General features: G+C 48.3%; 17 protein-coding genes. 11 read left to right on the forward strand and 6 right to left on the reverse strand.

What is annotated here, in order from left to right; all coding sequences use genetic code 11:
* Positions 1–1651 (reverse strand): filamentous hemagglutinin N-terminal domain-containing protein (locus AC5JR3_RS12430; protein WP_495846386.1); only part of this gene is annotated, 1651 nt, incomplete at its 3' end.
* Positions 1652–2114: 463 nt separating this feature from the next.
* Entirely contained in the window at positions 2115–4940 is a 2826-nt protein-coding gene (locus AC5JR3_RS12435) for a CHAT domain-containing protein (protein WP_495846388.1), read from the reverse strand.
* A gap of 244 nt (positions 4941–5184) precedes the next feature.
* Between AC5JR3_RS12435 and AC5JR3_RS12440 the strand changes: the two genes are divergently transcribed.
* The 3 genes from AC5JR3_RS12440 to fcmC all read left to right on the forward strand — a co-directional run bounded on the left by AC5JR3_RS12440 (position 5185) and on the right by fcmC (position 7486).
* Positions 5185–5592 (forward strand): ChuX/HutX family heme-like substrate-binding protein, encoded by a 408-nt coding sequence (locus AC5JR3_RS12440; protein WP_495846549.1) that lies wholly within the window; start codon positions 5185–5187, stop codon positions 5590–5592.
* A gap of 299 nt (positions 5593–5891) precedes the next feature.
* On the forward strand, positions 5892–7016 hold the full coding sequence (fcmB, locus tag AC5JR3_RS12445; protein ID WP_495846390.1) for a filament morphology actin-like protein FcmB: 1125 nt from the start codon (positions 5892–5894) through the stop codon (positions 7014–7016).
* 5 nt (positions 7017–7021) lie between these two features.
* Positions 7022–7486 (forward strand): filament morphology membrane protein FcmC, encoded by a 465-nt coding sequence (fcmC, locus tag AC5JR3_RS12450; protein WP_495846391.1) that lies wholly within the window; start codon positions 7022–7024, stop codon positions 7484–7486.
* A 292-nt stretch (positions 7487–7778) separates the two neighbouring features.
* On the opposite strand, the gene AC5JR3_RS12455 is transcribed toward fcmC, so the two are convergent.
* A complete protein-coding gene (locus AC5JR3_RS12455; RefSeq protein WP_495846393.1) occupies positions 7779–8213 on the reverse strand; it encodes an SRPBCC domain-containing protein in 435 nt (144 codons plus the stop codon).
* Between the two features lie 142 nt (positions 8214–8355).
* On the opposite strand from AC5JR3_RS12455, the gene AC5JR3_RS12460 reads away from it, so the two are divergent.
* The gene (locus tag AC5JR3_RS12460; protein WP_495846395.1) at positions 8356–9747 is read left to right on the forward strand and encodes a malic enzyme-like NAD(P)-binding protein; all 1392 of its coding nucleotides are present in this window, start codon (positions 8356–8358) and stop codon (positions 9745–9747) included.
* Positions 9748–10140: 393 nt separating this feature from the next.
* Here the strand turns inward: AC5JR3_RS12460 and AC5JR3_RS12465 are convergent, their stop codons facing one another.
* Positions 10141–10617 (reverse strand): RNA recognition motif domain-containing protein, encoded by a 477-nt coding sequence (locus tag AC5JR3_RS12465; protein WP_495846396.1) that lies wholly within the window; start codon positions 10615–10617, stop codon positions 10141–10143.
* Positions 10618–10977: 360 nt separating this feature from the next.
* Between AC5JR3_RS12465 and AC5JR3_RS12470 the strand changes: the two genes are divergently transcribed.
* Positions 10978–11181 carry a hypothetical protein gene (locus AC5JR3_RS12470; RefSeq protein ID WP_495846398.1) on the forward strand — a complete coding sequence of 68 codons (204 nt, stop codon included), beginning with the start codon at positions 10978–10980 and terminating at the stop codon, positions 11179–11181.
* A 24-nt stretch (positions 11182–11205) separates the two neighbouring features.
* On the opposite strand, the gene AC5JR3_RS12475 is transcribed toward AC5JR3_RS12470, so the two are convergent.
* Positions 11206–12993: a PAS domain-containing sensor histidine kinase gene (locus tag AC5JR3_RS12475; protein ID WP_495846400.1), complete on the reverse strand. Its 1788-nt coding sequence runs from the start codon at positions 12991–12993 to the stop codon at positions 11206–11208.
* A 462-nt stretch (positions 12994–13455) separates the two neighbouring features.
* Here AC5JR3_RS12475 and AC5JR3_RS12480 point away from each other — a divergent pair, with 462 nt between their 5' ends.
* Positions 13456–14562 (forward strand): S-adenosylmethionine:tRNA ribosyltransferase-isomerase, encoded by a 1107-nt coding sequence (locus AC5JR3_RS12480; RefSeq protein WP_495846402.1) that lies wholly within the window; start codon positions 13456–13458, stop codon positions 14560–14562.
* 104 nt (positions 14563–14666) lie between these two features.
* Here AC5JR3_RS12480 and AC5JR3_RS12485 read toward each other — a convergent pair whose 3' ends face one another.
* A complete protein-coding gene (locus AC5JR3_RS12485; RefSeq protein WP_495846404.1) occupies positions 14667–15803 on the reverse strand; it encodes a Gfo/Idh/MocA family protein in 1137 nt (378 codons plus the stop codon).
* Positions 15804–15973: 170 nt separating this feature from the next.
* On the opposite strand from AC5JR3_RS12485, the gene clpS reads away from it, so the two are divergent.
* From clpS to AC5JR3_RS12510, 5 genes are all read left to right on the forward strand, one after another.
* Entirely contained in the window at positions 15974–16255 is a 282-nt protein-coding gene (gene clpS, locus AC5JR3_RS12490; RefSeq protein ID WP_495846406.1) for an ATP-dependent Clp protease adapter ClpS, read from the forward strand.
* A 68-nt stretch (positions 16256–16323) separates the two neighbouring features.
* Positions 16324–17118 carry a CPBP family glutamic-type intramembrane protease gene (locus AC5JR3_RS12495; RefSeq protein WP_495846551.1) on the forward strand — a complete coding sequence of 265 codons (795 nt, stop codon included), beginning with the start codon at positions 16324–16326 and terminating at the stop codon, positions 17116–17118.
* 142 nt (positions 17119–17260) lie between these two features.
* The gene (locus tag AC5JR3_RS12500; protein WP_495846552.1) at positions 17261–18349 is read left to right on the forward strand and encodes a ligand-binding sensor domain-containing protein; all 1089 of its coding nucleotides are present in this window, start codon (positions 17261–17263) and stop codon (positions 18347–18349) included.
* Positions 18350–18544: 195 nt separating this feature from the next.
* Entirely contained in the window at positions 18545–19327 is a 783-nt protein-coding gene (panB, locus tag AC5JR3_RS12505) for a 3-methyl-2-oxobutanoate hydroxymethyltransferase (RefSeq protein WP_495846408.1), read from the forward strand.
* Between the two features lie 141 nt (positions 19328–19468).
* A partial coding sequence (locus tag AC5JR3_RS12510; protein WP_495846410.1) for a hypothetical protein occupies positions 19469–19710 on the forward strand: 242 nt, incomplete at its 3' end.

Below are 19710 nucleotides of genomic sequence, written 5' to 3' on the forward strand. Positions count from 1 at the left end.
TTGTGGGATTGTCTACTGAACCGCCCTGATCGGTGTCTGGTTCTTCCGTTGTGGGATTGTCTACTGAACCGCCCTGATCGGTGTCTGGTTCTTCCGTTGTGGGGGGATTGTCTACTGGAGCGCCCTCATTGGAGTCTGGTTCTTCCGTTGTGGGGGGATTGTCTACTGAACCGCCCTCATTGGTGTCTGGTTCTTCCGTTGTGGGATTGTCTACTGGAGCGCCCTGAGCCGGGTTTGGCTCTTCAACTGGCGTTGGTTGCGGCTGCGGCTCTTCAACTGGTGTTGATATTGGTACTTCCTCATCCGGCTCTGAGCCGCCCTGAGTCGGGTTTGGCTCTTCTACAGGAGGATTGTCTACTGGATCTGTTCCAGGATTATTACATAGCCCTATTAGGCAAGGCGTATTTCCATTACGAGAAATACTTCCATTGGTCTTGATATTGTTGTAATCAGCGCTAGCTGCCGTGAGTTCGACATCGCCACCGTTACCCGTACTAGACATCGCATTTATGTTGTTGCGAATCCTCACTGCGCCTTGGGTAGATAAGGTCACATCACCGGCATCTCCCGATGAGCTGGTGTTGATATTGCCTGTCGAGATACCCCCTCGGGCGCTTAAACTGACTGCTCCTCCACTACCCGCTTCATTACTGGTGTTGATATTACCTGTGGAGATCTTGCCAGGAGCAGACATAGTAACGGAGCCGCTGCTGCCAAGACCTAGGTTTTCATTAGTCCTAATGTTTTGAACCGCGATATCTCCATCTGTTACGGTAACGCCAGAACCCTTGAGTTCTACCTGACCTTGAGCATTTGTACTGAGGCTAGTTGCATTACTAACATTTCCTCCGGTAATCAGTTGCGCGATAGTTGGGGAAGGCGTAAAGCCACCTGGAGGGGGGGTAATGCCGGAGTTAGCCGGAATTGGCGTTACTTCTAAGCTGAGTGCTTGTCCCTCTGGGGTGATGCGTACCAAGTTTTCGCCAGGAACTGCCGCGATTGTGATGTTGCCGCCTGGAGCCTCCAATATCTTGGTGCTGACAACTGTACCGCCTAATAAGGTCAGGTCTTGTCCGGCTGACACGCTTAGGGCAGCTTCGTTGATAATCGCTCCTGGCTGGGTAGAGCCAAAAGCGAATGTATTGGGTGTACCGCTCAGATTCGAGTAATCATTGGTACCTGTGGCGTTTAACCAACGATTCTCACCAAAGCCGATCCCTGTCGCAGTTGTAGCGGTGAAGTCGCCAGGGATGTTCAAAGTAGCACCGGAGCCAAAAACCACTCCGGCTGGATTCATCAAAAATAGGTTTGTGTTGCCGCCTGTGACTTGAAGTTGTCCATTGATGATGGACGGGTTACCACCCGTAACACGAGAGAAAATGTTCAGTGTTTCTGGGCTAGACAAAAAATTGGCAACTTGCCCAGAATTCAGACCAAATTCTGTAAAGGTATGGAAAAGGTTTGTGCCATCACTGGAACGTTCACCCCCACTGATATTTATTTGGTTTCCCTGCGGAGCAACACCCGTAACATTAGTGGCTGGAACCACTGATGATTGTGCTGTCACTGGTCGGCTGTCAACGATCCCCAAAAGAGATGTCGTCGCCAGTAATAGGCTAAACCCGCTGATTGTTGCTTTTATCTGGCTCATGGATGCCTAAAACTTCCTGCAGGTCTTAAATACACTCGCTATTAGCATGTGGGGATGCGGCAAGCTAGTAGTGGGTAAAAAATCGAAAGAACGGAACTCTTTTTTATACACCGTCTGATAAAGCTGCTCCGTAAAAGCTATCAGAATCCCTCAGTAGAAGCACTTGATATAAAATTTTTAACGATTGTCAAGTAAGCTTAACTTTGTCTTGAAATATCTATAATCTTACAAAGATTTATCAAAGACTCTCTTCTCTCTGTAGGGGGAAACTACCCGTTAAATAGCTATTCAATCTGAAAGGAGTCGTTATAACCGTGAAACTACGTAGATTAGTTTCCCCTAACTGAATCAATATTAAGCTTTAATTTCGGAAATGTCAGCACTATAAAGATTCCGTAAAGAGTTTCTTCTGTCTGTGGTCAGAAATTTTACGGAAAGTACACTGTATTAGCTTTGCCAACTTCTACCAGGGATTACCCACCACTGTAAAAGCTGACCAGTAATAGGGGTGAGTCAGGGTGCGATCGCTAAGTCCAGACAATTCTGGCGGTAAGGGAATTCGCCGATTCCCTGCCAGCATCTGACCATTTTCCAGACGCACCTCTCCATTGAGTACTGCTCGCTGTGCCCGTCTCAATGCCTCACCCTTGGCGGGGGTAGTCTTGAGCTGCTCGTAGAACTCAGCCATCAGTCCTAAGGTAGCCTCATCACTGATATTCCATAAACTAGCTAAAACTGACTTCACCCCAGCCTGTACAGCAAATCCTGCAAAACCCAACTCTACCTCTTCGTCTCCTAAGGCTGTGCGACAAGCACTGAGGGTGAGCAATTCTACAGGGGGGTCATTCAAACCCAATGAGCGCACTTGGTCAAGCCGCACCTTCCTGTCCCACAGTTGGATGTAGGAATTGCCGGGAGCGCCGGATTGAAATTGTGCATGGGTGGCAAAATGGACAATACCAAAGGGTTGTCTCTGCCGGGCTTGCTTTAGGTTCTCAATGGTGAAAGCCTCGTTGAGGAAAGACTGACCGGGCCAAAGCTGCTCGGTGATGACGGACAACTCAATGGGTACGGCGGGAAGTGATTGCTGATCAGAAAATTCTTCGGCTCCCATTGCCAGAACTTGGGAATTTTGGATGTTCCGGTAACGGGTGTCAGTCAGGCTGAGACTAGGCATCAAACCTATACTGTATTTTTCGACGAGAAATTGTTCACCATCGTGGAGAGCGGCTAAAGGGATAGAGCGTAAACCTGGTTCTAAAAGGAAGGCGAGGTTGTCAATCTTTCTAGTTTGTAGCTCTGCCTCCAAGGGCGCTACTAGCCATTGGTACAACTGCTGGGCAGGTCGTAGATAGCCGGTGGTGTTTCTGACGTTGGTGACAGCGCTACGAAATTCTGTTGCCGTTTTGAAAATTTGCGATCGCGTTGCCCCTTGTATCCGTTTACGAATCGGTTTCCCTTCCGCCGTCACCACCACAATCTCTAGCTGCTCCTCGCTCTCATCAGGCGGCTCTATTTGCCGGATCTGCTTGGTAAGGATGGGGTTCTCAGGGTCGTCGGGGGGAACAGATGCTGGTGCAAACACGCCATAAACCAAAGCGGGTTTTACCCCAGTTTCGCGCTCAATTTGCCGCAAAATTTCCCGTGCCTCTGCAAGGGTGGTAATGCTAGTATTCTGCTCACCCAGGTAGGCTTCAAACTCTGTAGTGAATGTTTCCTCTAATTCCTCTACCTCGGTATCTAGCTCAAGAGACTGGTCATCATTGATCGGTAATTGCGGCGGGGGAGTTTCTTCGGGGATTTGGGGATCGCTAGGAGGTGTAATGATTTGGATGTTGTTGGGGGGAGTGCCTTGAGCGATCGCGTCAGGAAAAACACCAGAACTAAGGATGTTACTAATGCCCGTGGCGATCGCTCCGGTTGTGCCATTGAGACCGTTGTAATCGGCTCCAACAGTAAAGGGAACTTGCCTAGGCCCCCCTCCGTGTTGGAAGGTAACTGAGCCACCTCCTAAGCCCCCGATGGTTGAAATACTATCAAAGCCATTGAAGGTGCTAGTGGCGCGGAAAAATTGCCCAGCCGTAACATTAACGTTTCCGCCAAATCCCGTAATGCCACCTTGGGCATTGATAAAGCCCACCTGAACGTCACCAATCGGATCGAGGGTAACATTACCGCCGTTGCCAAAGAGGGAACTGGAGTTGATGCCAGATGTGGTAATACTGTTCAGGGCGATGACTGTAATTTCACCGCCGTTACCAAAGATAGAAGAAGAGTCAAGATTTCCCGTAGTGATCGCCCCATTGCGGGAGGTGAGACTAATTGTGCCGCCATCTTGACTGTTAGAACGAGTGCTCAGGTTCCCTGTAGTGAGGTTACCATCCGCCAAAAGCGCGATCGCGCCACCTCGCAACCGCTGCACCACCACGTCTTGATTTTTGATGGGGATATTAGAACCCGTTAGTTCGACTTCACCGTTAGCGTTAACACTAAGACCCGTAGCGTTAGTGGCATTACCCCCAGCAATCAGTTGAGCTAAGGAGGGAGGTGTAGCATTAACGGCGTCAGCCGTGTTAGCCGGAATCGGAGTTACGTCTAGACTAAGTAACTGTCCTGGCTGGCTAATACGTACCAGGTTTTTTCCAGGGACAGCCGCCACTGTAATATTGCCTTGGGGAGCGGCGAGGGTGCCTGTACTAACGACAGTCCCTCCTAATAAGGTGAGGTCTTGTCCGGTTGAGACACTTAGGTTAGCCGAGTTGAGGAGGCTACCCACTTGCTGGGAGTCAAAGGCAAATGTGCTGGGGGTTCCGACTAAGTTGGTGTAGTCATTGCTGCCGATGGCATTGAACCACAAGCGATCGCCAAATCCCATTCCGGTGGCGGTGGTAGCCGTGAAGTCCCCAGGGAGGTTGAGCTGGGCGGTGGAACCAAAAACAATCCCGGCGGGGTTGAGGAGAAATAAGTTGGAATTGCCGCTAGTGACTTGAATCAAGCCATTAATCAGCGAAGGATTGCCCCCTGTCACCCGTCCTAAAATATTAGCGATCGCGTCATTAGAAATAAAATTCGCAATTTGACCAGAGTCTAGCCCAAACTCAGTAAAGCTATGAAACAGGTTTGCGCCATCGACTGAGGTCTTCCCCCCACGAATATCCACGCGGTTCCCCACAGACTTAACATCGGTATCCGTTCCGTCAGCGGCTGGGACAATTGTCTGAGCAGCGGTTGATGAGAGGCTCAATGCGCTCAGTAGAGGCAGTGCGGCGATTAGGTAATTTCTTCTCATCAGAGTATTCGTAGGATTTGATCCCAACGAGGTTAACTAATTCGTCAATCGTGGCATATTTCTAAGGGTTTCCACTGACATCGACCGTGAAAACAGGGAATAAGGACTAGGGACGGAAAACAGAGGCTAAGTGTTTCTCTGGAGAAGCAGGAAAATATTTTCTGGCTTCTACGTACTTGCACCACACCGCGTCTGGGATGAAGATAGAGTCTGTCTGGCGATCGCAAACCTTTACTTATCTGTTATGACTGCTAATTTGAAAGAATTTTTAGAAGCTTGCACCACTCTGGGCACCCTGAGGCTGATTGTAACGAGCAGTGCGGCTGTTTTAGAAACAAAAGGAACCATTGAAAAGCTGTTTTATGCAGAACTGCCCAAAGGGAAGTACGCCAACATGCACAAAGACCTTTTTGAATTTCACTTGAATATGGATGCCATTAAACGGGTGAAATTTGAAACTGGGGAAGCCAAACGCGGTAACTTCACCACTTACGCTATTCGCTTTCTTGATGAAAAGGAAGAACCCGCTCTGAGTGCCTTTTTGCAATGGGGAAAACCAGGGGAGTATGAACCCGGACAAGTAGACGCGTGGCAAGCCCTGCGGGAAAAATACGGAGAAGCCTGGGAACCTGCACCTGTAGAAGCGTTGTAGGGTCAGTTCTAGAATAAGATTGCCGTCGGTTTGAGCTTATTCAGACGCGGTAGAGGCACGGGTGGCATTAACATTTTTGCAGTAAAGGTTAATGATGATGCCATGTCTCTGCTTAGCTCAAAAGTTTATTTTTGAGCTAGGTAATTTATTTTCCCGACGAGGAAAATCATTCGGGGAAAAGTTAGATCTACAAGCCAGTCTTTAAGAAGACTCTGTTATTGGCGTCAACTGACTTGCCGTAGACCATCCGATGCCTGAGCATGATAACTTGTTGAAGCTGAACGAGATGATGAGTTTCAATGACCACCCAACAGTCTACAAATAATTCTATGACGAGCCAGAAGCCAACGAGCGCCGTAGCGAATACTCGGCAAATGAATCCCCTAAACAAGTCAATCCTTAGCGTTGACCTCGGTCGTACCTCTACAAAAACCTGTGTTAGCCGCGACCCAAACAGTGTGGTGTTTATCCCCTCCAATGTCAAGCGATTGTCAATGGAACAGGTTCGTGGGGGCACCTTTGAGGCTCGCACGACAGACCCTTTGCTGGATATGTGGTTGGAGTACCAGGGCAGTGGTTACGCTGTCGGTCAACTAGCGGAAGATTTTGGCGCAAATCTCGGCGTCGGTCAATCGAAAGTCGAGGATGCTCTGGCAAAAGTTTTGGCTTGTATCGGGTACTTCACTCTCAAAGATGAGATCTCTGTTATCTTAGGTCTGCCTTACCTTTCCCAAGAGCAGTTTGAGCGCGAAAAAGAGCAGATTGTCAGTCTGCTGAGCGGCCCTCACATCATGAACTACCGAGGTGAGGAATTCTCCGTCAATATCACTAAGGTTTGGGTAATGCCGGAAGGTTATGGCAGCCTGATGTGGAGTGAAGCACAAACCAAGAAGGGGCCGAGCAGCCCTGATTTTACGAAACTTTCCGTGGCAATTGTTGACATTGGTCATCAAACGAGCGACTTTCTGATGGTTGATAGCTTCCGGTTTGCACGGGGAGCTTCTAAGAGTGAAGCCTTTGGGATGAGCCAGTTTTATGAACAGGTGGCTACCCAAATTGAAGGTGCTGATAGCCAGTCTTCTTCCCTCATCGCTGCGGTGAACCGTCCTAAAGGCGATCGCTTTTACCGTCCTAGAGGATCAACCAAGCCGACGAACCTAGACGATATTTTGCCCAACCTCAAAGAAAGTTTCTCCCGCGACATGTGCAACCGCGTACTGGCTTGGCTACCAGAGCGCGTTACTGATGTGATTATCACTGGTGGTGGGGGTGAGTTTTTCTGGGAAGATATCCAGCGCTTGCTCAAGGAAGCAAAAATTAGTGCCCACTTAGCCGCACCATCTCGGCAGGCAAATGCCCTAGGGCAGTATATTTATGGTGAGGCGCAGTTAGCCGCGTCGGTGAATCGCACCGCCAGGACTTAAAGCGAATGTTCCCATGGTCAAATAAGATCAATAGATCAGTCACATTTAGTCAAGATCTAGCTGACCAAGACTTGTTAGCGGCTGTTGAATCGCAGTTAGTGCAGCAGCCGCACAAGACATTTAGTGACCTTTGTAAGGACGCTCTAAGCCAAGTTTTGGGAGCGTCTGAAAGCGTTGGGACTGATGTCAGCACAGGAAGCTTGGAGCAGCAAGTTGCAGAAATGCAACAGCAACTTGCGGATTTGGAGCAACGTTTTTTTGCCAAAGAATCCAGTCGCATTGAAGCGATGGAACGGCAGGTTAACCAACTTTCGCTCCAGTTAGCTCAATTGTCAGTAGCACTTCATCACCCACCAGGTTCCCAAAGTTTCCCTCAACCTGCACCCGCAGCGGAACCTGCACTGCCTCCACCTCCACCCATTGATGACCCTTTGCTCAATCGTCTGAGTCCTCTACTGGATGATTTTTAGAGCCAAATTCGTCAGAGGGAGTTCAAAGGCGATCGCTATTTGTCTCACTGGCCATCCGAAATATTGGTCAATAAAAAACCGTGGAACGGAAAATCCACGGTTTTGTCGCATGAGGAATCTTAACTAAATTCATAGTAAGGAGAGAAAACAAAGACAATAGTGCTGGTAACGGTTTTGGTAACAGGAACTGGTGAAGCGGTGAGTTGCCATCGGCTAATGGCGCTGTGGCTAATGGTTCCTGGCTGAGTGAAGAATCGCCAATCCCTGACTTGAACGTGCCTTTGACCCTGATTTAATACCTCTCCAGGTATCGCTTCAAATCCCGTGCCATTCGCCGAATGCCTTGCTGCTCATCAGCGCGGACAAAGGGCATAAATACACCTGTTAATATTCCCGAATAATTGTCCTTGTGGATGTACTTGGTGCGATTGACCCCAATTTCTTGTAGCTCAAAAACATATTCATTACGGAAGCCAGGAATCGAAGACACCCAACTGAGACACACTCCGGGTTGTACCCGCGTGACAATGGGTTCAAATTCTGTCTCTTCTTCGTTCGGTAGCCGACGCAGAGACAGTAAGACGCTTTGTCCTTGTTGAAAGGGTTGAGTGGAGTCACAGTCGTAAAGGAATGTGTTCCATTGCTTCCACCGCTCTTTCTGGAACAATGCTTGCCAAACTTGCTGTTTGGGAGCACTAATCTCAATTTCAGCATACAAAGTCGTCATAACCTGCGACGGTTCATTCAGTTTGTGTAACTGGGTACAATTGCCATCGACTAAGCTCCGATAGCATAGGGCAATTATGTTAGTCTTGCTGAGATATTTTCTAGCCAGACTCTCTCAAGCAAGGAAGACAGCATTACTCAGCATGGTAGACCTGACACCTAACTCTAGTTTTAGTTTAACGATTCGCCTACAGCTTCCCAATCGCGCGGGAATGTTAGCTAATGTTACCCAAGCGATCGCGTCAGTGGGTGGCAATTTCGATCAAATTTCGCTGCTTGAGCGGACGCGCCAGATTTCGCTGCGTGAGATTACAGTTGATGCCGCGAGTATCGAACATGCTGAACGGATTGTGCAAGCTGTCAAATCTTTGCCAGACGTAAAAGTACTCGATGTCTATGATCGCACCTTTAATCTGCATCGGGGTGGCAAAATCAGCATGGAGAGTAAAATCTCTATCAAAAGTCAGGCAGATTTAGCCATGGCTTACACGCCAGGGGTAGGTCGTATTTGTAATGCGATCGCTGAAAACCCTGAACAAGCCTATGCCCTCACCATCAAACACAATACGGTAGCAATCGTCACCGATGGCAGTGCTGTACTGGGATTGGGAAATCTGGGGGCGGCAGCTTCTCTACCTGTAATGGAAGGGAAAGCGATGCTTTTTAAAGAATTTGCCGGGATTGATGCGTTTCCCATTTGTTTAGCTACCCAAGACACCGACACGATCATTGAGACAGTCAAGAATATTGCCCCAGTTTTTGGTGGCGTAAACTTGGAAGACATCAGCGCCCCCCGGTGTTTTGAAATTGAAGCACGATTGCGACAGGAGTTAGATATTCCCGTGTTTCACGACGACCAACATGGTACGGCAATTGTCAGCCTCGCCGCGTTGATTAATTCCCTGAAGCTCGTCAAAAAATCTTTGGAAGATGTGCGGATTGTGATTAATGGAGCTGGAGCCGCTGGTGTGGCAATTGCCCGTCTCCTCCGCAAAGCTGGAGCCAAGTCAATTCTTTTATGCGATTCCAAAGGTATTATCTGCACTTCTCGCCCTGACTTGACGCCCACAAAGCAAGAATTTGCCTCCACTAAAGAGGGTTCCCTTGTTAATGCCCTTGAAGGTGCCGACGTGTTCTTGGGAGTGAGTGCCCCTGGCGTTGTCAGTCCAGACATGGTGCGCTCAATGGCAAAAGACCCAATTGTGATGGCAATGGCAAATCCCATTCCTGAAATTCAACCAGAATTGGTGTCAGAAGATGTAGCAGTCATGGCAACGGGGCGCAGTGACTACCCCAACCAAATCAACAACGTTCTCGCCTTCCCTGGCATCTTTCGCGGTGCTTTAGACTGTCGTGCGGCGGCAATTACCACCCATATGTACTTGGAAGCGGCAAGCGCGATCGCTTCCTTAGTCAGTTCCACTGACCTAGACCGAGAACACATTATTCCCTCTGTCTTTGACAAACGGGTTGTCACCGCTGTTGCGGGTGCCGTCCAACAAGCAGCACGACAGGATGGTGTTGCCCAAAGCTGAACTCAAAGTGGTGTTTAAAGATTCTCTAGCTCCCTCCCTGTTGATGGGGAGGGATTCTTCCCTTAACTCAAACAGGCATTGACAACTTATCCTAAATATTACCTGCACATTTAGGACAAATTGTCAATGACGAGGAAGTTCAGCTACTCAACAAACCTTACATCCCCCTTGAAGCAGCATCACTAGGCATACAAACAGCTAGCCAATGATACTCCTAAGCAAGAAAGCCCATGTTTCACTTGTCTCTAGAAAGACAACACTCTATTAGTCAAGAATTCTTGAGCCTGAGGTTGAGTGGATAGGTAACTTTCAGTACCAGAGTTTTTTGAACTATTTTATTTCCCGATCGCCCCAACCCAATCTGATTGGTGTAACTACTACATTCAGAGCAAACTAGGGGTTGGAGGCTTGAGTCGCTAAAATTTCCTTGAGCTTTGCCAATTCATCAGCCCAGCGAGGATCGGGTTGAATGGAACCCGTGTCATTAGAAGAAGTCGTGGCTGTAGCACCACGGCGGGGCTTCTTACCACCACCACCACTAGCACCACCACCACTACGGCGATTGGGAACGCTATTGGTAGCCGCACGGGGGGCGGATTCTTGCTCTTCATCGCTCTTAGAGCGGGGTAAAGCCTTTTCGACTTTTAGAGGGCTGTCTTGGAACATGAAACCGTTGAATTTTTCAACGAGTTCATCAGCTTTTTCATCAGTTGGTACGGTGACGAAGGCAAAGCCTCGACACTTACCAGTTTTGCGGTCTTTAATTACTTTTGTAGAAACAGAGTCATCGGCTTCTGCAAAAAGTGCGTGCAGCTCTTGACGGTCTACATCTTCTTTGGGCAAATTGCCTACATAAAGACGAATGGACATTGAAGGTACCTCCAAACTGAGATTTCAAAAAATTTACTGGCACTGCAAAGCGCCCTATGGTAATTCCACCCAAGTTGACGAATGTTTTCCGGCTCAGTCAATATCTTCAACTCCGTTTACCAAACCTCAAGAGCGCAAACCCATGCAGTGAAATCAAACTTCTTCTCTACTCAAATACCTAGAACGATTGCATTCCACCTTTTCAATTTAGGCTGGCAAGCGGCAGAATTAGAGCAAAGAATTTTCTTTTAATTATTACAGAATGTATACACTATTGATAAAGGTAGCATGCCCTTCTATCTGTAGCTAGCTCAAGCAATAGATTTCCGTCTTTAGCCGTATTTCCCAAGACGAGGGCAGGTGAAGACTGAACATAGGCGATCGCAAACAAACCTTGAAAAGTGTACTACAAAAACTTATCGGGTGCCGATAAATGCTGGGCGTGCTGAGTATCCAGCACTTGCCGATCGCCGTCGATCGCGCCTCACATTAAGTGTTAAAGGTACGCTAGATCACAGAATACAGCATCCTGCTATCGATGTAGAGGTACCGCTTAAAAATTAAGCGATCGCTCCCTAGGATTTCAGACTACTGCCGGATCGGAATCTCGATAGTAAACTCTGTCCCCTCTCCCCCGCTAGACGTACACCGCAGTTGACCGTTGTGCTTTTCCGTCACAATCTGGTAGCTAATGGATAGACCTAGTCCCGTACCCTTGCCAATCGGCTTTGTGGTGAAGAAGGGAGTAAAGATCCGCCGTAGAACCTCTGCACTCATACCTGGCCCATTGTCGGCAATTGTGATGCTCGCCCAATCGGGGTTTTTCAACTTTGTGGCGATCGTAATTGTACTAGGATGCGCCTGATTTCCTTCTTCAGAGTGCTGTTGGTTGTACTCATCAAAGACATCAATGGCATTAGAGAGCAGATTCATAAAAACTTGATTGAGTTGTCCGGCGTAGCACTCAACCAGCGGCAACGTCCCGTAGGATTTGATCACCTGAATTTGAGCGTGGTCTGGTTGTGCCTTCAGACGACTTTGCAAAATCATCAAGGTGCTGTCGATTCCGTCATGGATATCCACCGCTTTTTTCTCCGCCTCATCCAGCCGGGAAAAGTTGCGTAGGGACGTGACAATCTCCCGAATCCGGTTAGCACCGATTTTCATAGACGCCAGCACTTTCGGTAAATCTTCAGCCAAAAAGTCCAGTTCTATCGCCTCGATTTCTTCGGCAATCTCCGGGACAGGCTGAGGATAGTGCTGTTGATATTCTGCCAACAACCCCAGCAAATCCTTAATGTACTCCTCGGCGTGGACGAGATTGCCAGCAATGAAGTTGACAGGGTTATTGATTTCGTGAGCAACGCCCGCGACAAGCTGACCCAGACTAGACATCTTTTCGTTTTGTACCAGTTGCGACTGAGTCTGCTGGAGTTGCAATAACGTGGTTTGAAGCTGCTGGGTTTGCTGTCTTAGCTGGGCTTCCGACTGACGCAGGGCGTCAAGAGCTTGTTGACGATGGGTGATGTCAGTGCAGGTACCAACCCACTCTCGAATACAACCATCTGCTTCTAGCACAGGAACACCACGCACCGCGAAATAGTAGTAGTTCCCATCCTTGCCCTTTAACCGATACTCCGTATCGTAGAGACTTCTCGCTTCTACGGCTTGTGACCAAACTTGTGCCACTTGTTCGCAGTCATCTGGATGGATGGCATCAGTCCACCCCATTCCCATAATTTCTGCAACGCCTTGCCCAGTAAATGCCCTCCAAGAGGGTAAATCCTCAATCACCTGTCCTTGAGGACTTGTAACCCAGACAATCTGAGTCGTCGCCACCACTAAAGAGCGATAGCGCGCCTCACGCTCTTGTAAACTTTCTTCTGCTCGTTTGCGATCGCTAATGTCACAAATCGAACCCGCCATCCGGAGCGGTTTACCTGCCTCATTCCAACAAGCTTGTCCGACCGCACTAAACCAACAATAGACTCCACTCTTGTGGCGGAGGCGATATTCTACATTTCGATAAGGAATGCGGTACTTGCAGTGATTATTAAGCGCTGTCATCACCCTTTCCTTGTCGTCTGGGTGCAGTCTTGAACTCCAGCTTTCTACGACATTTTCAAATTCCTCATCTGCGTAGCCCAGCAGTTCTTTGAAGCGGGGTGAATAATAAACCCTGTTGTGGGGATTCAAGGGTTGATCATCACTGATACTCATTTCCCATAAGCCATCAAGACAGGCCACAATAGCTAGCTCAAAGTTCTCTAATCGTGGTGGCGAAACTTGATGGCTATGCGGATAACTGGCACTTTCCTGAAATTGTTTTTGTAAGTCCTTCGCTTTACTGGCAAAAGTGGCTTTTTCAGCTTCCATTAACTATCACTTCTCCTTAGAGACTCGTACGAGCTAGACTGAATTTAGAAAATATACTTTTAAGACGCAGATTACTGGGCTAATGTCTAGTGTATTTAATATATCCTAAGAAGTTTAGAAGTATTATCAGTTAAATTACTTGTATCCTAAACACCTTAAAACAATTTTTGCAGTAGACTCCGTGACTTTATTAAAAAAATATAAAACTCGAAGCAACAAATTTTGTATAAGCAACCATATATAATTTCTTCTAATAAAGCTCATCGATTAGCAACCGTGTTTTTGCGGACATTTGATAATTTTTATTGCCGTAAGCGTATTATTACTGAATCTACTGTTGTCAATCCTCCAAAGAATCTGATTTACTAGAGTCTGTTTCGATTTAATCCAGTAGCGGCAATTTGTCAGTAACTTACTAAATCCGATTCCGCTCTTGCCTTAGTTTTTAAGGAGATTTAACAAATGACTGCTCAACTCAGATTTAAAGATTTTGCCTTTGATGTCTTACCAGAACAATTTGACAGCAACCATAAGCAAGTCGAAGAAGTGCGTTTGATTGTTGTCGATGCCAAACAAGAAACAATTGCCTTCGACAAATTCTCTAATATTACTAATTATTTTGATAGTCAAGATGTTTTGGCATGGAATAATGTCGGCATTTCTCCTTCTCGTTTATTAGGTAAAGCCGGATCGGGTGAGAGTATAGATGTCTGTTTTCTGTTTAAACAGGAAGAATCCCAAACATGGGAAGTCGTCGTCCTCTGTGAGGAGGGATATCCTGAGACGGGGAGCTTTGAGCTAGCAGAAGGAAAAATCAGCGGCAATTTTATGGGAAAAACCCTTGACTTTGATGGGGCTTACTGGATAGAGAAAAACCGTTATTGCGGGTATCGAGGGTTAGTACAAATTGACCAATCAGATGATCAGTTACGTCAACTGATTAACCAAACGGGAAAGTACATGCATCCCTGGTATACCAACCTCAATGAACTACCAGAATCTGACTTAAATCCAGTTATTGCTAAAAGAGGTGGATCAGTTCTGATTGCTGAACCGTCGAGACGGTTTACCAAAAATATTCTCGCTCAGTTGCAGCAGAAAGGGACAGAGTTTATTGATGTATCTCTGGAAATGTCATTTAGTTGGCAACCATCACAACCAGAGATGTTGTTGAGCGACTATCACATGAATTCAGAAGCCTTCGAGGTTAGCGAACAGGATGTTAATACTCTCAAGTCGGCACTAAAAAATAAAAAGCGAATTATTAGTATTGGAACGAGTGGAGTGCGCGTGCTGGAAAGTCTGCCTGTTCCTCCCGTACCCATTCAGGGAAAAACAGACATCTTTATTTCTCCCGGCGTGGAATTTAAATATTGCGATGCAATGTTAACTAATTTGCATGTTTCTATGTCTACCCATGTGATTATGACTTGTGCGTTTGGAGGCACGGAATTAGTCATAGAAGCGTGCAAGCAGGCAGTGCAAAAAGGTTACCGTTTTGGTATTCATGGCGATGCCATTCTTGTTTTAGGCAAGCATCGTAAGCTGGCTGACGACTTATATGGATAGTGGTTCGTCCTCAGCTGTAAATTTCTTCTCTTTCCGCCGCGTTCTCCGTGCCTAGTCGGGTTGATTTTTCTTCCACAAATCTAATTTGTAGAAGTGCAAAACTACTACCGGACACTGAGAAAGCTGTCTAAATCGGGGACATTTACCCATCTCCCGGTTTCATTGGACTCGTGGGTTAAATCCATCAATAACTGAGAGTAGACGCCATCACGGAGGGAAGGGGATAGGGTTTGGCTGGCGTCGATGGCGTTTACCCATTGATCCACGACGCGGATAAAGGGGGCGAGACGCCCATCAGTGTAGGTTTGAGGGAAGGCTAACCGCTTGGGAATTTCGACGGTAGCGAGGGGTTTACCCGCAGGGGCGGCTTGGAGGTGGAAGCCGTGGACGTAATCTTTGAGATTATCGCTACCTAATACTAGAGTGCCGCGATCGCCATAAATTTCCAACCAATGCCCTCTTCCCTGATACGTCACGGAACTGAGGCACACTTGGCAAGGGGTACCATCTGCTAATTCCAGCATTAGCAAGCAGGTATCATCGGCATCCACAGGCTTTAACTTCCCTCCCGATGTGGGATCGGGACGTTCGGGAATAGCGGTACTGAGGTGGGCGCACAAGCGCTTGACGGGGGCAAATAGCCACTGAATATAATCGAAAGCATGAGAACCGATTGCCCCTAAAGCTCCACCCCCTTTTGATTTCTGGGCGTACCAGTTCCAGGAACGAGACGCATCCGCCCGACTCGCTACTAACCAATCAATTTTGATCAGGCGCTTCTGTCCCACATAGTCTTCTGCTAACAGTTCTGCCAGTCGTTGCCAAGCTGGGACAAAACGAAATTCAAAGTCCATCATTGCCACGACGCCTTCAGCCTCAGCGATATGGTACAACTGCCGTGCTTCATCGGCTGAGAGGGTGGTAGGTTTTTCCATCAACAGGTGCTTGCCTGCTTGCAGTATAGTTTTTGCCATCTCGTAGTGGAGAAATGGAGGGGTGGAGAGACTGACCGCTTGCACGTCTTTGCGGGCAATAATTTCTTCTAGGGTGCTGCAAGCGTGGGGAATGTTTTGTTCAGAAGCGATCGCGTTGGCTTTTTCCAAGTCCCGGTGATACACAGCTTGCAGTTGGGTGCGGGGATGGTTCTGGAATCCTGGAATGTGGATTTTTTGCCCAAATCCCGTTCCCACGACAGCTACACCAATTGCAGGCACTGCTGGATTTTGCTCAGAAGATGTCATCGCTCATTCTCAAACACTCGCTCTTGATACTCCCACAGATTGAAGGCAGGTAAAATAAATTACTGCGCTTTGATAATGATTTTAAATCTGTTGAGTAATATAAAGAAAAGGATAAGATAGTTACCGATATCACTGATTAGTAACTGAACTATAAAGAAGAGAGTAGATCTGTGTCTGTCGAGACCATTGAGAAGCGTTCAACCGTCCGTAAACACGCCCCTCGTTATCGTGTATTGCTGCACAACGATGACTTCAATTCAATGGAGCATGTGGTGCAGACCTTGATGCAGACGGTGGCGAGCATTACTCAGCCGCAAGCCGTCAACATTATGATGGAAGCCCATGTTTCAGGAATGGCGCTAGTGATTACCTGCGCTCAAGAACATGCTGAGTTTTATTGCGAAACTCTGAAAAATCATGGGCTGACTAGCACAATTGAACCTGACGAATAGCCACCGACGCGCTTGAATTTTTGAAAATTAACTTTCATCGTGTAGCCCAGTACCGCGCCCCTGCGCGAATGGGCTTTTTCGTCTTGACGCTACTGGTGATCTGGCTACCGTTAGCTGCCCCCATCACCTTGCTGATTCGTGACGAAAATTTGGTCACAATCTTGACAATGGGGCTGTTATTTGGGGAATTTCTGATTTTGCTCCAGGTTTGGGGCAGAAAAGTCTACAAAACTCCCCATCTGATTAAAAGCTATGGTTTAGTGGGCACGCGGCAGAATGGATGGGATCTGCTGACAGGGCTAGGGGTAGGGTTGTTATTCACCTTTAGTCTGTTTGTCGTCGAGGGGATATTCGGCTGGATAACGTTTGGGCCTCCCACAGATCAGTTTGTGCGAATTGTCCTAGAAGGCTTACTCAGCGCCCTAGGTATCGGCTTGGCAGAGGAGTTGGTGTTTCGCGGTTGGCTGCTGGATGAGTTGCAGCGCGATTACAGCCGCAGAACTGTCCTATGGGCAGGGGCGATTACTTTTGCCGTGCTGCACTTTCTCAAGCCCTTGGGAGAAATTATTCGTACTCTGCCAGGGTTTCCGGGGTTGGTGTTGTTGGGGTTAATACTGATTTGGGCGAAGCGATCGCGTTTTGGTCGTCTCGGTTTGCCGATTGGTCTGCACGCTGGGTTAGTCTGGGGTTACTACATCATCAATGTCGGGCAACTAGTGCAGTATTCTGAGCAAGTGTCCCCCTGGATTACGGGAGTTGATGGCAATCCCATCGCTGGGGTAATGGGGCTACTCTTTCTTGGTGTGCTTGCCTTCTGGATACGACAGCAGTTGCACTCTCGGCGAGATACGGTGCGTTACTAAGGAGCTGGAACAAGGGCGGCTTTGTCAGTTGCCTAAACGCGATTTAATGGAATCAGGAAGAAAAATCTTACAATCAGCACAAGAGGCAGGTTGGAGCGATCGCGATCGCGCAGATATCGTAGGAACGAGAGGAGTAATGGGGATGGCGTTTTTGAATACCAAAATCGGTCTTTTCATTGGTGCCACGCTGTTGTGGCTGAGTCTACCGGGAGTAAAAACCGGAGAACGCACCTTAGCGCAATATGTCGATCAGGGAGAGTATACCCCTGAGTATCCCGCCACTGCGCCGCCGCCAGTGACAGCCCCCCTGCCCCCTGAGCGTTGGCGACAAGAAAGGGACGCGATCGCACCTGATTTTCGCGTCAGTGCTTTGCAACAAGGTTATACAGGTGCCCTCTGGGTGGGTTCCTGGCAGGGATTAACCCGACTTGACCCGAACACGGGACGTATTGGCGCACGGATTAGTCTGCCCAACTACATCATCGGGGCTTTGGAACAAGACCGCGTCGGGCGAATTTGGGTAGGAACCTACGGAGGATTGTTGCGGGTAGACCCCCGCAGTAATGAAGTGACCGCCCAAAACTTTACCTTGCCTTCTAATCGAGTATTGTCCCTACAACTTGACCGCCGGGGTTATCTCTGGGTAGGAACCGATCGCGGTCTGGCGATGATTAGCCCGGATCAAGGGCTGTTGATGACCACAGTGCAAAAACTTCCCGGTGTCAGCGCCAATACCTTGGCGCTGGATGATGAAGGTCAGCTCTGGGTTGGCACCTTAGAAGGACTGGTGCGAATAGATACCGCCAGCGCCCTCCCCATAAACCGCATCAGCGCAGTTCCTGGCGGTACAGTGCAAGCCCTTGCCGTCAGTCCTGATGGCACAATTTGGGCAGGTACTCCCAATAGCTTGCTCGTCATTGACCCGGAAACGCGAATCATTACGCGATCGGTCACGCCCCTACGAGGACGCAGCGTTACCTCCATCCGCTTTTCTCAAGACGGTAATGTGTGGGTAGGTACAAATAGTGGTCTATTGCAACTAAAACCTGATAGCGGTGCTGTATTGGGCGAAGTTCCTAACCTTCCCTCAAGCCAGGTTCTCTCCCTGTCTCCCGACACGGGTAATAAATTGTGGGTGGGAACTAGCCAAGGACTTGCCTGGGTAAGTCAGTCAACGGGACAAGTTAGACCGCATTTAGCCTTTATCGAAGAAGCACCTGGTGATTTCTAAGGAAGGATGAGGAGAGTGCTGAGTCCTGAGTGCTGAGTCCTGAGTAGGGGAGAAAGGATGAAGTATGAAGGATGAAGTATGAATAGGGTTGGTTATTGATTCTCCGCCGCTCCTCTGCCCCCCTGCTCCTCTGCTCCCCATCTCCCCATCCCCTAATCTCCACTCAGGACTCAGCACTCAGCACTCAGGACTAAAATGGCAGTCAACATCCAGCAGCTACAGCAGTGGAAACAAAAAAAGCGGCAGATTGTGGTGCTGACGGCGTGGGATTATGCGATCGCCCAGCTAGTGGATGCGGCGGGAGTGGATGTCATTCTAGTGGGGGATTCCCTGGCGATGGTGACATTGGGGTATGAAACAACCCTACCGCTCACTTTAGATGAGATGCTGCACCATGCAAGAGCTGTGTGTCGGGGAGTTAAACGGGCGTTGGTGGTGTGCGATCTGCCGTTTTTGACCTATCAGGAAAGCCCGCAGCAAGCGATGCACTCAGCAGGGCGGGCGTTGAAAGAAGCCGGGGTGCAGGCGGTGAAGTTGGAAGGCGGTCATCCGGCAATGGCGCAAACCGTTGCCCAGCTTACTGCTGTGGGAATTCCGGTGATGGGGCATGTGGGCTTAACACCGCAGTCAGTGCGATTGTTAGGTTTCCGGCAACAAGGAAAAACTGAGGAGGCGGGAGAGCGGATTTTACAAGAAGCGATCGCTCTTGAGCAAGCCGGAGCGTTTGCGATCGTTTTAGAACATATCCCCGCAGATTTGGCAGCACGAATTACACAAAAGCTGACGATTCCTACGATTGGTATCGGTGCTGGAGCCGATTGTGATGGGCAAGTCTTAGTCACTGCCGATGTCCTCGGTCTTTCCGAGCACCAGCCGCCTTTTGCCAAGTCCTATGTCAACTTACGACAGGTAATTGCAGAAGCCGTGCAGACCTATAGCAACGAAGTCAAGTCACGGCAGTTTCCCACCAAAGATTAAAATTAGTGACCCTTTCAAAAATCCCCTAATTCTTTAATTGCTTCATTCTGCTCACGGAAGATAGCTCTTCCGATAGATTAAGAAGTTTTTGCAGCTATGCAAAGCTTTAATGTCACATTTTGAGACAAAAGGCTATTGATTATGAGCGAGCATTTGAATAACAATTCCCTCAAAAGATTTGCCAGCCTAATCGGAATCAGCAGCGCTAGTGTTTTTTTCGCCTTACCATCACTTGCCTTAGTTAACGCTAACAACAGTATTTCTCCTCAATCTCTCAATACTCGCAATAACCAAGAAATCCAAATCTTGGCTCAGGATGCACCCGGCACCGCACCAGAAGATACCTTTGAGACTACACCCGACCCCGCACCAGAAGATACCTT

Source organism: Kastovskya adunca, from assembly GCF_059505785.1.